Below are 13,348 nucleotides of genomic sequence, written 5' to 3' on the forward strand. Positions count from 1 at the left end.
CAAAGTCCTGGCGACCAGGGCCTCGACCTGCTCGTCCGTGATCTTCCGCGGCGCCCCCGCACGCGGCCGGTCCACCAGACCCTCCACCCGGTCCGCGACGAACCGGGACCGCCACTTGCGCACCGTCTCCCTCGAGACACCCAGGTCATCCGCGACCTGCGCGTTCGACAGACCCTCCGCACACGCCAACACGATCCTCGACCGCAGCACCAGCGCCTGAGACGCCGACTGCTTCCGCAACCAGCCCCGCAACACCCTGCGTTCGTGATCGGACAACTCCAACAGCAACGGCTTCGGACCAGGCACCGACCCACCCTACAACCGCAAGCGAACTAATGACTCGGGACACTAGGTATTGGTGGGGCCAGTCGACGACGATCTCGTCAGCCTCAGGGAAACGGATCCTCGTTGCGAACACCGGCCGGGTGTCGCACAAAGTGACGTGATAGCCGAGGAATTTGCCGATCCGGACCAGCGCCGACGCGAAATCGGTCGCACCGAAGACGATCATCCGCGCGGTACGGGCGGAGGTCTCCACGAGGACCGTGAGTGGAGCGCCACAGTGAGAACCCTTCTCTCCGATCTCCAGGGTGCCGGTGCGGCCCTCCTCCAGGAAGGCACAGGCTTCGGCAGCGACGGTGCGGTCCAACGCGGGGTGACCGCCCAAGCCGCCTTCGTACGACCCATCAGGACGGACCAGAAGTGTCCGGCCCGCGGAACTGCACCGGACCCCTGACGATTCGTGCGACTGCCACTGCCTCCTTCCTGGCGGCGGCCGCCAGCGCGTCCTGACCCGATACGGCCTGGCCCGCCTCACCCACCTCGACCGCGCCACCGGACACGTGATACGCCGCTACGAACGCGCCCGGCCCGGCGAACTCGTCCACGTCGACATCAAAAACTCGGCAACATCCCCGACGACGGCGGCCACAAGATGCTCGGCCGCGCAGCAGGCGCCCGCAACCGCTCCGCCCACCGCGACCCCACCCGGCCCCGCACCACCGGCGGCCGCCCCAACCTCGGCTACTCCTACCTGCACACCGCCGTCGACGACCACTCCCGCCTCACCTACAGCGAGATCCTGCCCGACGAGAAGCAGCACACCGCCACCGCCTTCTGGACCCGCGCCCAGGCGTTCTTCACCCAGGCCGGGATCACCGTGGAGCGCGTCCTGACCGACAACGGCTCCTGCTACAAGTCCCGCGCCTGGCGCAACCTTCTGGCAGCGGCCGGGATCACCCACAAGCGAACCCGGCCCTACCGGCCCCAGACCAACGGCAAAGTCGAACGCTTCAACCGCACCCTCCTCGACGAATGGGCCTACGCCCGCCCCTACCGCACCGAAACCGAACGCCGCCAAGCCTTCCCACAATGGCTCCACACCTACAACCACCACCGCGGACACACCGCCCTCGGCGGCCAACCACCCGCCACCCGCGTCCCCAACCTCACAAGGCAATACACCTGATATGGAGGGCTTGTTCGTCAAGTGGGCGTGCTGAAGTGGCTCGATGTTCTGGCATCGGGCCTGTTCAGGGGCGTGTTGGGGGCCGGCGGGAGGCGGTGTGGGGAGGCGTGTTGGGCTCGACGCGCGGTCAGACTGATATCCGCGGGTTGGTTACCGCATGACCGGTTGTTCGTCGGGAGCGTTCCGCGGATCTAGGGTCGAGCGTGACCCGTGCCGGGTGCCCGGTCGGGCTGCTCATAGGTGTATCGCGGGTCGCTCCTCGCGCTGCCTGGCCTGCACCGGACTCCCGCCGGCGGCTTGTGTGGGGTTCGGGTCGGGGTCAGTGGTGGTTGTCCATCACGGCCAGGCTCCAGCACCAGCCGGCCAGCTCGCGGGCGACGGCCACCGCGGTCACGGTGGGACGTTTGCCGCGCGCGTCCAGACGCGCCCACCGCCGGTGCAGCCGACGGTTACCGCGCTCGGCCCGGTCCCGCACCGCCGGCGGCTGACCGTCTCGGCGGCTGACCGTCTCGGCGGCGGATCAGCTCGCGGCTGGGCCGATACGGCTTGCGGTGATGCCAGGCCGATTCCACCAGCAGCTGGCGGGCGTGGCTGTTGCCGGTCTTGGTGATCGGCCCCTGGACCCGGCGGCCGCCGCTGGAGTACTCGGCCGGGACGAGGCCGAGATATGCGCCGATGCTCGATCCGGTGAACCGGTGCCAGTCCGCGACCTCGACGCTCAGCCCGAACGCGGTCAGCGTGCCCACCCCGCGCAGGCAGCCCAGTCGGGCCACCACCGGCGCGAACGGCTCTGCCGCGGCCATCTCCTCGATCGCCCGGTCCAGCCTGTCCCTGCGAGCCCGCACGCTCAGGACCGCATCGAAGGCCTCGTCGAAGGCCAGCCGCACCCCGACCCGCTCAAAGGACAGCGAACGCAGCCAGCTCTCGTGTTCTGCCGTCCACGCCGATCCCTCCCACAGCAGGCCCTGGCGCAGCAGCAGCTTGGAAAGCCGGTGCCGGGCCCGCATCAAGTCCCCCCGCGCGTCCTCACGCGTGCGCACCAGATCCCGGGCGGCCTCCTCGGCCTCGGTGGGCACCCGCACTGCGGGCAACTCGCCGATCCGCAGCAGTCGCGCGAGGCACTCGGCGTCCCGGCGATCGGTCTTCACCCGATCCCCCGGCGGTCGCTCGATCTTCGACGGTGCGACCCCCACGCACCGCACCCCCGCTCCCGTTCATGCTCTGGCCAGCCCGAACCCGGTCGGACCGGCCTCATAGGTCACCGCCACCGGGCCGTCCAGCGTCAACACCCACGCCAGCACAGCATCGGTCTTCGGCGACAGCCGCAACGACCGGACCTCACCCGACAGGGCATCAATCACACACGCAACAATCGACCGCGCGTGAACGTCCAACCCCACACACGTACGCTCGAACAGCACCGGCGCCTCCCGTAATTGCGGCTCTGCCGTCACACCACAATGTGACGGCAACCCGCGCCAACTTACGAGCGAGGCGCCGGCCCTCCATACGGTCTGGGAGCGGGTTCTCCTGGGCGTAGTTGCGGAGGCGGAACTCAAGAGGGTCCATGCCGATGGAGTGGGCGACTTCGTCGATCGCCGGTTCCAGGGCAAAGTTGCCCTGTCCTTCGGCCGGCGCACGCATGGAGCCTGGACAGGGAATGTTCAGCCGGGCCTGCCGGTCGCGAGTCAGCAGGTTGGGACAGCCGTAGGAGACGGCGGAACCGAGGGAGAGGGCTCCCAGTCGTCGTCGTCCATCGCGACGGAGGAGATGCTGCGATGCTCGATGGCGACGAGCTGCCCGTCGCGGGTGGCGGCCATCTTGATCTGCTGGACACTGTCGGGCCGGTGTCCGACAGAAGTGAACATCTGGGGGCGGGTCAGGATCAGCTTGACTGGGCGGTTGACCTCACGGGCCGCGAGCACCGTCAGGATCGTGTGGGACCACACTCGCAGTCCGGCTCCGAAGCCGCCTCCGACGAACGGGACGAGGATCCGAATCCCACTCTCGGCGACCTGGAAGATTTTGGCAAGTGAGGTGCGGACGTTGGGCGGCCACTGAGTGGAGTCATGGATCGTCAAGGCGTCACCATGCCAGGAGGCGATGGTCGTCATCAGGCCGAGGGAATTGTTACCGTGGCCGTGGGCGTCAGCCCACGGAGATCGCTGCCCCGACGGGCGCCGCCAGGAGGCCGCGGAACGTGTGTGCGATTGGACAGAGGCGGCGGGCTTCACCACACCTCATATGCCCGGAGGCTGCCCACACTCCGCTGTCCGACGCGGGAAGAACACCGAGCGGGGGCCGGACACTGCCAGGAGCACGCGAAGCGTGTGCAGGCTTGCAGTCAATGCTGCGGCGCCCGGCGCCAGACGATCGTCTGGATTCGCTCGCCCGGCTCATTCACGGGGGACAGGCTGAGGAGATCCCCCTCCAGCTTGATCCTGCGAACCTGGGCGTCCCCGATCCAATTGGGGAACAGGCTGACAGTGACGTGGTGCTGCAGCGTCCCCTTCTCCTCATCAACGGAAAACGGGCCAGAGTAGGCGAGGTAGCCGCCCGCAGCGGCCCTCAGCTCCTCGTCGCTGCCGATGAGCCAGTCGTCGGAGGCATACGCCGGCCGCCCCTGAGCCATCATCTGGGCAGACATGTAACCGTCGGGAGAGTAGATGATGAAGCCGTCCGCGTTCGGGCCCAGCGGAGCGCGTACCTCCCCGTCCGGTTCCTCGATCGTGTAGGACGCCAGGCGCCATGCGCCGATGATCCGTTCTCTGTACGTCTGCATGAGACCTCCTTGAGATGGGCCGGTGATCGCCGCCTCCGCAGTTTAAGCACTGACAAGGGAGATGTATGTCGTCGAGGACACAATTGACACGCAAACCGAGCCATGACGGCGCGTCAATTTGTCAGCAGAGGACACCCAGTCCAGACCAGTGCTTGAGTGGGTTGCCGCTCCAGCTACAGGTGTACGGCTGAGTGTAGGGATGACAGGGGTGAGTCGGCCACGAGGCGCGGCATACGGGTGCGCATGCGGACGTACCACTGATGCAACTCTCCTTCCCGCGCAGCGGTCCTCGGGTCTGCAGAGGCCGCTCCTCGGGTCTGCCGAGGCATCGCATCGTCACTGCTGCCCGCCTTCGGCATCGACGGGTCGAGCGGGTTGATCAGCGGTCCCTGTACGTGGCCGTCTCCGGGAGCATCCACCGCGCCGCCCACTCGTCCACCCCGGCGACGAGCGCCGCGGGCGCCACGGCGTGTCGATGTTCACGACCCACCCATCTCGTCGGCTGCGTAGGCGAGCACCGTCGCGAGGATGTCGCCGTCCCGCTCGGGCCCCCGGGGGCTGGCCCTCCCTCCATGGTCAGGACCAGCCCCCTTGGCATACTGAGGAGAGACCGCCAGAAGACCGGCCAGCTTCTCGTGCTCACGACGCCGAGCGGTACCAACGTGTCCTCCGTCCCCTTCTCAGGAAGCCGGCGGGATGTTGTGGTTGACGCGAAAGACGTTGTCCGGGTCGTAGCGGCGCTTCAGGACACTCAGCCGGGCGTAGCGGTCGGCGCCGTAGTGGCGGCGAACGTCGGCCGGCGTGGTGGCGTCGTCCGGACCGACGAAGTTCGTGACGTTCCGGTCATCCGCCCAGGGCGACAGCGCGTGGACGTAGGACTTGAGGTGCTCCTCCATCGGGGCCACCTCGTCCGGCCCCCCGACGCCGAAGGCGAAGGTGACGAAGGGCAGTCCGCGCGAGGCGACCGCATTCGGCACAGCCGGTTCCTCGTCGAGAGCGCCACCCAGCGCGCGCAGCTCCACCGTCACCAGTGGGCAGTCGGACTCCGGGCCGGTGAGTTCGGTGAACGCGGCGAGCGTGTCCGCCCCGAAGGTCCTCAATCCGAGGCTGCCCTCGACGTAGGGCAGCGGCGCTGGCGGGTCCAGGTGGATCTCGCCGAGCTGCTCGTAGGGCCGCTCCGCGAGGGTGTCGAGGAGTGGCGTGGCAGCGGCCCGCAGCGGCGCGATGAGGGCGGCACCCTGCGCGGCGTCCCCGAGGTGGGCGAAACGCACATGGAGCACGAACGCTCCTCGCAACGGCTCGGGCAGCGTGGGCAGTTCAGGCAGGCGCTGGACGGCCACCGATGTGGTGGACTCCCGTCCGAGCTCTTCCTGCCAGGTGCGCCACAGGGACAGGACGTGTTTGGCCCGCTCCCCTGGAAGCCATAGGCCGCCGCCGTAGAAACGGGTGACAGGCAGAGCACCGAACTCGATCGCGGTAACGACCGCGAAGTTGCCCTTGCCGCCGAGCAGAGCCCAGTACAAGTCGGGGTCGTTCTCCGGTGTGACGGTCCGCGCAGTGCCGTCAGCCATGATGACGTCCATCGAGCGGACGTGGTCGGCGGCATAGCCTGCGCTACGGCCGAGCAGAGGACTCAGGCCGCCGCCGAGGGTGTAACCGACCACGCCGACGCCGGGCGCCGAGCCGGCCAGTGGAGCCAGGCCGTGCCGCGCGGCGATCGGGAGCACCTCGCTCCACCGCACCCCGGCACCGACCCGCACGGTGCGGGCCTCGGGGTTCACCGCTATCCCCGACAGGCGGTGAGTGGTGATCAACAGTGTCCGGTCCGCATCGGGCAACACCATCTGGTGTCCACGGTTCTTGATGGCAACTGGCATACCGTGATCGGCGGCGAACCGGACAGCCGCAGCCACGTCACCGGCGTCCGTGGCACCCACCACCAGGACGGGACGTAGCGTTCGCAGCAGGTTGTAGGCGGTGCACTCCTCCACGAACCCGTGATCGCCGGGAAGGAGCACCGGTCCCCTGACCCGCCCCTGCAGTTCGGTCACCCCGGTACGGAACTCAGACCCGGAAAACTCGTGGGACAGGTCGCTCATCAGTCACTTTCCGCTTTCTCTAGGGGTCTCCCCGGCGGTCAGGGTCCGCCCGGGCCGTCCATCGGGATCTGTCGTCCATACCAACGGGAGACACAATCAATCAACCGGCAGGGAACCCAGGCGGTTCACCGCGAGGACCTGGGTGAATTGAATGCTTGACACCTCGCCGCGGGCAGACGCTGAGGCAACCTGGGGGCTCCGCCGCGATGTCGGTGTGCGCGCCCGTGGCACGACGGACAGACCCACTGACATGCGAATAGTAACCCGCCTCGTCCTCCCACTGTCACGTGTCCATCTCAGTCGTGACGACTCTTCCCCTCTGGACCCCCTTCCCTGCCCCATCCCATCGCCGCGTCGCGCGCCAACAGGCGCCTAGGCGGGACATCGAGCTGTGCTCGCCACCGAGTCGCATCCCCGCCGCTCGAGTGTGCACTGGCCGGGTTAGCCTGCAGGAAGTCCACTCACTGCTTCCGAGAGGAACCCCGTGTCCAGTCCCATCCCTCCCGCCCTCGCCGAACTGACGGAGATCAAGGCCTATGTCGAACAGGTCACCGAGGTGCCCGTGCCCGTGAGGGAGGCCATGGGCGTGGCGTGGACCCGGTTCGGCTCGGTGCTGGCTTTGGCCGTGCGGCAGGACACCACCCAGTTCTACAACCGAGCCGGCGGCTTCGGCGCCACCGCGCCGATCACTGCGGAGCAGGTGGGACGGTCTGTGAGTTCTTCCGCGACCAGGGTGTCCGAACGGCGGGACTCGCCGTCGCCCCGGCGCTGCGCCCGCCGGAGTGGCCGGCGATCGTGGAGCATGAACGTCTCACCGAAGGCACCCGCTGGTTGAAGCTCGGGTGTGCGGTAGAGACGGCCGTGAAGGCCGCTGACAGCTTGGCTGCACTGACCTCGGACTTGCGTGTCGGAACGGTCGCCCCCAACCAGGCGTTGGAGTGGGGCACTGTCATGATGTCCGCGTTCGGATTTACGAGTGCGGGCAAAGCGGAGTTGGTGGCAGCGCGCGTCGGGCTCCCGAACTTTCGCCAGTATGCGGTGTGGGAAGGCCAACGGATGGTTGCGGTCGCCGCCCTGTACTTCAATGGGGAGTGCGCCAACCTGATGAGTGCCGGGACACTCCCCGAAGCACGCGGCCGAGGCGCCCAGACGGCGCTGCTCGCGGCGCGGATCCGAGATGCCGCGGCGGCCGGATGCCGCTGGGTCGTCGCGGAAACTGGAGCGGAAGCCCCAGGTGAGCCCAACACATCGTTGCGCAACATGATGCGCGCCGGCTTCGAGCTGCTCTACGAGCGGGTCACATGGTCCTGGCACGCGTAGCCGCTACCTGCTCGCTCGCCGGGTGACTGCGGTTTCGGAGCGGTGCGATCATGGGTGCTCACCGTCGCTGACGGTGCTCCGTGACGCGGCGTCAGGGCCGCGTGAAACGCGTGAAGTGCGCGACGGTACGGAACCCGAGCGAGATGTAGAGAGGCCTCCCCTCCGCCGACGGGGAGAGGAACGCCGTGCGTGCCCCTCGTGTGTAGCCGTCGTTGAGGAGAGCACGAGTCGTCGCACGGCCGAAGCCGCGGCGGCGGAACCGCGGTGGCGTTGCGACGTTGAACACCCCGAGGTATCCGTCGGCGGTCTTGGTGAAGCCGGTGGCAACCACCTGACCTGCCTGCTCCGCCACGTGGGCGCTGATCCCTTCGGCGTCCAGCACGTGGGGCGAGGACACCGCAGCAAGCACGCTCGGATCTGTTTCGAACCCTTCGGCAAGCGCGCGCAGGTAGAGCTCGGACTCGTCCCCGGGAACCCGGCGTACCCGCCAGGGGGCGCGGACGCGCTCACGTCGTTCAGGGTGAGCGTCATGACCTCGTAGGTGGTTTCCGCGGTAAGGCCGCGCTCGGCAGCAACGGCCCGGATCTCCGAAGTCGGCTCAGCCCGTAGCTGGATGCTCCATGGCCCGGACGCCTTCCCCGCAGCAGATACGGCGAGACCGGCCAGGTCGTCGGGATCAGGAGCATCGGACACGTCGAAGACCCCGTTCAGCGACGGTATCGGGGACCCGGTGAGTGCCAGCAGCGCCCCCCCTCGGACTCCATTCCACAAGCCCTTCAGGGATGGCGGCAACGATCATCTCCTGCGTCCGCACCCAGGCATTTCCCACCAGACAGGCTGGCTCACGCATGTTCATGAGGTCACTATAAGCATGTCACCACGACACCCGGACGAGGGGATGTTTGTGACAAGTCCCAGGGCACATGTCACTCTCGCTCCACCACGACTGTCGGCTCCGGCCCGACGAAGAGCCGGTCCTCATCGACGAGGCGGTTACTGCAGGACACTCATCACCTGCAGTCGACCGATGGCGTCGGCCGTCCACAAAGAACTGTCCCAGACCGCGGTGAACCGCTTGACCAACCCGCCCTCGTCGACGACGAGGGCGGTATTGCCTCGCGGGGCCGCGGACGGACCCACCCATTCGTAGCCACCGCCCCACGCGCCGCCGACGACGTGCCGCAGCGCCGATCCTGCTCCGTAGGGCAACTGTCCCAATGCCGAAGCCCAGTAGGCTTCGAGCGACACGCGCCCGCCGATGCACACGTGCAAGGCCAGGTCCTCGAAGACAACGTCAGGGTGGACCAAGGAGGCAGCCAGCGAGACGTCCCCAGAGCTGAGCGCCCCACTGAGTTTCTGGACAGTGGTACGGATCGCCGTTTCTGCCCTCTCTCCGACCTTCTCCTCCCCGAAGTCCGTTGGGAACTGCGCGGCCGGCGTTCGCTGCTCCTGGATTCCGGCCAAAGTGAAGGCCCGACCGTCCCAGTAGTCAATCCAGCGCACGATCTTGCCGTTCCGGAAATCAACGGCGCCCAGAGGACGGATCTCATGGCCGAACAGTTCGGGGGTGTCGGTGAAGCATACGAGCGCACTCCTCGTGTCGCCCAGAATGCGGGTGGGGTAGGACGCGGCCGAACTGGGCCAAGTGGGCATCAGCTGCGCAAACAGGTCGTAGAGATCCTGCCAGCTGTACCAGGACCAGCCCAGGGTGGCGTCCACATAGGTCATGTCCCGCGCGAAATGCGCCATGGTGGCGGTGACGTCTCCGGCGGACTTGGCCTCGAAGTAGGAGCCGAACAGTCGCACCACTTCCGGGGTGGCATGAGATACGTCGACCTCGCGGCCGAGGATGGTGGCGGTGCGCTGTGGTGCGGCCGGTGTTGTGGCGCGGGCGCCGCCGGCCGTCACGCCGACAGCCGCTGTGGCGCCGAGCGCCGTGGTCAGCAACTGTCGCCGATTGGGGCTCCGGGTGCCGAATGGTCCACCCACGGGATCTCCTTGTGTGAGTTCTTTCAGCGTGGAAGAGGTACCGCGTTCACCATGGCATGGAGGAGCTGACCTCATGCGTCAGCCCCGCGATGTCCGATTCGGTGTAGACGTGGCGCGGAGGTGTGGCGAAGGTGGCGTAGGGACGCAGCCGCAGAGTGACTCGTTCTTCCCTTGCGGCGAGTTCTGTCGCCTCGGCGCGGCGTGACGGGTCGAGGGCCCGTCCGGCCATGACGCCCATGATCCGGAAGAATACGTCCGCCGCGAGCCGGGGATCGTCATCGACGGCTGCGTCGCAGTAGACATTCAGATAGGTGGGCGGCCACTGTTCGTCGAGCACACACGGGGACACCTTGGGGTTGCGGCGCACCGCGGCCGCTTTTCCGCGCGCCTTCATCGTGGAGACGAGGATGTCACTTCCGTCGGTCACACAATACAAGGTGGTCATCGCCGGTCCACCGCGCCCGGCCTGGAAGACCACATGGCCTTCGGGATTGAGCACAGGAAACACGGTGGGTGAGGCCGGGTTGTGCAGCAGGACGAAATCCGCCTCGCACCCTGGTGAGATGTGGCCGATGCGACTGTCCAGGCTCAGGGCGCGCGCGCCGCCCAGGGTGGCGTACTCAACCACCTCGGACGCACGTAGGTGGCAGTGGGTCAGTGTCTCGCCGCTGCTGTGCGACATTTGGTGTTCCCAGGCTCGGGTGGCGTTGAGGGTTGCTCTCATGGCGCTGAACATGTCACCGCTCCACCAAGCGCTGGTGTCGGTCGACAGCGACACCGGGATACCGTAGTGCTTCAGGCACCACACGGGCGGATATCCCTGTCCGGCACTGCACTCGCTCTCGGTCGCCACCGACACGTGCCCTCCGGTGTCCGCGATGAGCCGGTAGGACTCGCGCGAGAGCGTCGCCGCGTGTACGTAGATACTTGTGTCACTCATGTAACCGTGTTGGAAAAGAACGCGGATGCCGTCGTCACCGGACACGCCCCACACGCCGGCGTGCGAGGTGACCGCCAGACCGAGTTCTCGGGCCGTACGGAAGGCGTGCTCCTCGGGAAAATCCGGATCGCCGCTGAGGTCGATCGCCAACTGGCATCCAAGTCTGTCCGGGCTTCCGTCGAAACGACGCCGGAAGAAACCACGGAACTCGGCACCACTGGCCCATGCCGCCCTCTTGTCACCAGCAGGTTCCCGTAGGCGAGGACGAATCGGCCCCCAGTGCCCTCCAAGGCGTCAAGTGCCGCCTCGGCGTGTTCGACGGTTTGCAAGTTGTGCGACCAGTCGACACTGGTCGTGACACCGGCATCCAGCGCCTCCAGCAGGTTGCCCGCGTAGATGTCCTGCGGGCGGAAGAGCCGCGCGTGGGGGGCGTAGAAGAAGTCGAAGTAGTCGGTCAGCGTCCAGTCCGCACCGAATCCGCGCAACGTGGTCTGCCACATGTGGCGATGGGTGTCCACCATGCCCGGCAGCAGGATGCCACCGCGCGCGTCGATCTCGAATGTCCCCTCGGGCCCCTGCAGGTTTCTGCCGATCTGCGCCACGACCCCGTCCACGACCAACACATCGGTGTCGGCAAGAGTCCCCAGTGCGGGGTCGACGGTGATGACCGTCGCACCCTTGACGACGATCGGCCGGCCATGGCGAGGAAGGGACTGCGAGCCGGAGCGGGCGTCCAGCATGCGATGGCTCTCCTGGGTGTCGAAGCGAGCGAGGAGCCTGAGAACTCAAATCATTATGATGATTAACCAGTGTGCGGGGCGTCTCCCGGCACGTCAAGCAACCGTCGCGCCATATCCACGCGAGGAACAGGCCGGACAGCGCCCCCGGACGCCACGTCCCCTTACATGGAGCCGCTTGTGTTGTGCAGTCCCACGAGGCGGAGTGCCTCGTCGTGATCATGCGCGGCAATGGCGTCCACAAGTTCGCTGTGCAACCGGTACCGCTCACGCAGATACTCCGGGAGAGGTTGTTCCCGGACCGGGAGCACGGCCAGCGTGTGCGACTCGATGATCTCCAGCAGACCGAGGTAGAAGTGCCGGAGCAACGCGCCGGGGCTGACTTCTGCGATCCGCGCGTGCAGCCGCCAGTTCGCGTGGACGAACGCCACGGAGTCCTGCTCCTCGGCGGCCACACGCATCGCGTCCACCTGTTCGCGGAATCGGGTCACATCCGCCAGTGAGGCATGCCAGACGGCGTCGTGGATCAGCAGGGGATCCAAGGCGTCGCGCAGTCGAATCGCCTCGGCGACATCTGTCCGGGCAGCGTCCAAGGAGAGAACCGAGTTGCCGAGCCGCACCAGGGCGGACTGCTCAGCCGCGAACAGACCGCCGCCCGGGCCCGGGCGTACGGTGATCAGACCGCGTGACTGGGCCAGTCGGAGTGCCTCGTTGAAGGAGCCCACCGACACTCCGCACAGGGCCCGAAGGTCATCCTTGGATCCGAGCCTGCTTCCAGGCTCGACTCCCGCCACGAGTTGCGCGATGCGTGCGGCGGCCGCCTCAGCGCGCTTCACGCCTGCGCTGGCTGCCGCGCCGTCGTTGCGACGGCCGGACCGATCGTCCGCAACGCCCTGCGCCATCTGCACCGTCTCCCGCATGTGCCGCGCGTCTCCGCGGCGTCTGATGCCTGCGGCCACCACAGCGGCGCGCCGTGGCAGATAGCGACAATCGTAACGTGGGACGAAGACCGGCGGAGGAGGGCCTCGACGCACGGCCAAAGACATGAAGGTCACTGCCGTGCGCTGTGGCTTCCGGTCATGAGCGAGGCAAGGTCCTCGGGAGAGAGGAAGGACGGTGACGGAGGGGGGCCCAGGCGAACAGACCTCTGGCACCTTCGAGCGCCTCGGGCGTCCACAGTTGGTCGTCGACAATGCAGTCCATATCGGCGTACTACTCGCTGAAGTTGCCGGCCGGGTCCTTCAGATACCAGAAGAAGTTCGATCCGGCGGGGTGGCGACCCAGCCCCCAGACGTGCCGGTCGGGATGCCCCTCGAGCATGGACATCGCGCCGCGACCGACCTCGTCGATGTCGTCGACCCGCCAGGAGGAATGGTGCAGGTAGGTGACAGGTGCCGCGAGGACCAAGATGTTGTGGTGATCCGTGGACCAGCGGAGGAACGCGCCGCGATCCTTGATGTAGTCCGAGGACTTGAATCCCAGACCGTCGCGGAAGAAGGCAGTGGTGGAATCGAAATCCACAATACCGAGGACGACGTGTCCGAGCTTGCGGGGACGTACCCGATCGGAACGCAGGATGCCTGAAGGCCGGGCTCCGGTCCGCTCGGCGCGACCGGGGCCGTTGTGCGCGACGGCCGGCACCGGCCTCTGCGTGAGGCGGGGGACGACCTCCATCCAGTATCGCCCGTACGGCGGTGGCCTTGTCGTGGGCACTCAGTGCCGATCCATCGACGCGGCAGTCGACGCCGAGCCGACGCAGGCGGGAAGCCGCCGCGGCCAGGTCGTCGTGGGTGTCCACGCCGACACGCACCTCGACCAAGCGGCGCCAGGGTGCGTTGACGATGTGCAATTGGCGGCCGGCGTCGCGAGTGGCGAACCACCCTCCAGCCTCGGGCGTCAACCCGAACTCGGCATAGTAGGCCGCGGTGGAGGCAACATCGGGCACCCCCATCGTGATGGAAGTCAGTCGGTGCAGTGCCATCGGGGCTCCCTCGGTCACTCGGTCCGGTCGTG

General features: G+C 67.4%; 15 protein-coding genes and 3 pseudogenes. 3 read left to right on the top strand and 15 right to left on the bottom strand.

Annotated elements, in window-relative coordinates; genetic code table 11:
* Together BLR33_RS37045 and BLR33_RS32645 are read right to left on the bottom strand one after the other, a co-directional pair.
* On the bottom strand, positions 1-306 hold a 306-nt coding region (locus BLR33_RS37045), incomplete at its 3' end, for a helix-turn-helix domain-containing protein (protein ID WP_143031799.1).
* 10 nt (positions 307-316) lie between these two features.
* Positions 317-785: pseudogene (locus tag BLR33_RS32645) on the bottom strand (XdhC family protein); the annotation flags it as partial.
* Here BLR33_RS32645 and BLR33_RS32650 point away from each other — a divergent pair.
* Positions 783-1,468, top strand: a pseudogene (locus tag BLR33_RS32650) (IS481 family transposase); the annotation flags it as partial. The pseudogenes BLR33_RS32645 and BLR33_RS32650 sit on opposite strands and share 3 nt — an antisense overlap.
* Before the next feature lie 319 nt (positions 1,469-1,787).
* Here BLR33_RS32650 and BLR33_RS35695 read toward each other — a convergent pair.
* The 7 genes from BLR33_RS35695 to BLR33_RS32670 all read right to left on the bottom strand — a co-directional run bounded on the left by BLR33_RS35695 (position 1,788) and on the right by BLR33_RS32670 (position 6,349).
* Positions 1,788-1,943, bottom strand: coding sequence for a hypothetical protein (locus tag BLR33_RS35695; RefSeq protein WP_218136745.1), 156 nt, complete (start codon positions 1,941-1,943; stop codon positions 1,788-1,790).
* Complete coding sequence (locus tag BLR33_RS32655; RefSeq protein WP_218136746.1) at positions 1,918-2,661, bottom strand: IS110 family RNA-guided transposase; 744 nt, start codon at positions 2,659-2,661, stop codon at positions 1,918-1,920. The genes BLR33_RS35695 and BLR33_RS32655 overlap by 26 nt, the downstream gene beginning before the upstream one ends.
* A gap of 21 nt (positions 2,662-2,682) precedes the next feature.
* Positions 2,683-2,829, bottom strand: a complete 147-nt coding sequence (locus tag BLR33_RS35700) for a hypothetical protein (protein ID WP_218136747.1) — start codon at positions 2,827-2,829, stop codon at positions 2,683-2,685.
* Positions 2,822-3,211 carry a molybdopterin cofactor-binding domain-containing protein gene (locus tag BLR33_RS36835; protein WP_218136750.1) on the bottom strand — a complete coding sequence of 130 codons (390 nt, stop codon included), beginning with the start codon at positions 3,209-3,211 and terminating at the stop codon, positions 2,822-2,824. Before BLR33_RS36835 ends, BLR33_RS35700 begins: the two co-directional genes overlap by 8 nt.
* A complete protein-coding gene (locus BLR33_RS36840; RefSeq protein ID WP_218136748.1) occupies positions 3,157-3,582 on the bottom strand; it encodes a molybdopterin cofactor-binding domain-containing protein in 426 nt (141 codons plus the stop codon). Before BLR33_RS36840 ends, BLR33_RS36835 begins: the two co-directional genes overlap by 55 nt.
* A gap of 230 nt (positions 3,583-3,812) precedes the next feature.
* On the bottom strand, positions 3,813-4,250 hold the full coding sequence (locus BLR33_RS32665; protein ID WP_093788392.1) for a lipocalin-like domain-containing protein: 438 nt from the start codon (positions 4,248-4,250) through the stop codon (positions 3,813-3,815).
* A 680-nt stretch (positions 4,251-4,930) separates the two neighbouring features.
* Entirely contained in the window at positions 4,931-6,349 is a 1,419-nt protein-coding gene (locus BLR33_RS32670; protein WP_093788394.1) for an FAD-binding oxidoreductase, read from the bottom strand.
* 484 nt (positions 6,350-6,833) lie between these two features.
* Here BLR33_RS32670 and BLR33_RS36555 point away from each other — a divergent pair, with 484 nt between their 5' ends.
* Together BLR33_RS36555 and BLR33_RS36560 are read left to right on the top strand one after the other, a co-directional pair.
* A complete protein-coding gene (locus tag BLR33_RS36555) occupies positions 6,834-7,184 on the top strand; it encodes a hypothetical protein (protein WP_245771820.1) in 351 nt (116 codons plus the stop codon).
* Positions 7,145-7,669, top strand: coding sequence for a GNAT family N-acetyltransferase (locus BLR33_RS36560; protein WP_245771821.1), 525 nt, complete (start codon positions 7,145-7,147; stop codon positions 7,667-7,669). Before BLR33_RS36555 ends, BLR33_RS36560 begins: the two co-directional genes overlap by 40 nt.
* Positions 7,670-7,760: 91 nt before the next feature.
* Here the strand turns inward: BLR33_RS36560 and BLR33_RS32680 are convergent, their stop codons facing one another.
* The 6 genes and pseudogenes from BLR33_RS32680 to BLR33_RS32705 form a co-directional block, all read right to left on the bottom strand.
* On the bottom strand, positions 7,761-8,051 hold the full coding sequence (locus BLR33_RS32680) for a GNAT family N-acetyltransferase (RefSeq protein WP_093788396.1): 291 nt from the start codon (positions 8,049-8,051) through the stop codon (positions 7,761-7,763).
* A gap of 611 nt (positions 8,052-8,662) precedes the next feature.
* Positions 8,663-9,658, bottom strand: coding sequence for a nuclear transport factor 2-like protein (locus BLR33_RS32685; RefSeq protein ID WP_143031800.1), 996 nt, complete (start codon positions 9,656-9,658; stop codon positions 8,663-8,665).
* A gap of 46 nt (positions 9,659-9,704) precedes the next feature.
* Positions 9,705-10,652 carry an amidohydrolase family protein gene (locus BLR33_RS36565; protein WP_322987222.1) on the bottom strand — a complete coding sequence of 316 codons (948 nt, stop codon included), beginning with the start codon at positions 10,650-10,652 and terminating at the stop codon, positions 9,705-9,707.
* Positions 10,595-11,338 (bottom strand): amidohydrolase family protein, encoded by a 744-nt coding sequence (locus tag BLR33_RS36570; RefSeq protein ID WP_245771822.1) that lies wholly within the window; start codon positions 11,336-11,338, stop codon positions 10,595-10,597. Before BLR33_RS36570 ends, BLR33_RS36565 begins: the two co-directional genes overlap by 58 nt.
* Positions 11,339-11,499: 161 nt before the next feature.
* Positions 11,500-12,255 (bottom strand): FadR/GntR family transcriptional regulator, encoded by a 756-nt coding sequence (locus tag BLR33_RS32700; RefSeq protein WP_245771823.1) that lies wholly within the window; start codon positions 12,253-12,255, stop codon positions 11,500-11,502.
* A 131-nt stretch (positions 12,256-12,386) separates the two neighbouring features.
* Positions 12,387-13,316 (bottom strand): annotated as a pseudogene (locus BLR33_RS32705) (VOC family protein).
* Between the last annotated feature and the right edge of the window lie 32 nt (positions 13,317-13,348).

The sequence above is a fragment of the Actinacidiphila guanduensis genome (assembly GCF_900103985.1).
GTDB classification, from domain to species: Bacteria; Actinomycetota; Actinomycetes; order Streptomycetales; family Streptomycetaceae; genus Actinacidiphila; species Actinacidiphila guanduensis.

Coding starts and splice junctions, on each gene's coding strand:
- BLR33_RS36840 (WP_218136748.1), bottom strand. CDS start 3,582: ATGACGACCATCGCCTCCTGGCATGGTGACGCCTTGACGATCCATGAC.
- BLR33_RS32665 (WP_093788392.1), bottom strand. CDS start 4,250: ATGCAGACGTACAGAGAACGGATCATCGGCGCATGGCGCCTGGCGTCC.
- BLR33_RS32670 (WP_093788394.1), bottom strand. CDS start 6,349: ATGAGCGACCTGTCCCACGAGTTTTCCGGGTCTGAGTTCCGTACCGGG.
- BLR33_RS36570 (WP_245771822.1), bottom strand. CDS start 11,338: ATGCTGGACGCCCGCTCCGGCTCGCAGTCCCTTCCTCGCCATGGCCGG.
- BLR33_RS32700 (WP_245771823.1), bottom strand. CDS start 12,255: ATGCGGGAGACGGTGCAGATGGCGCAGGGCGTTGCGGACGATCGGTCC.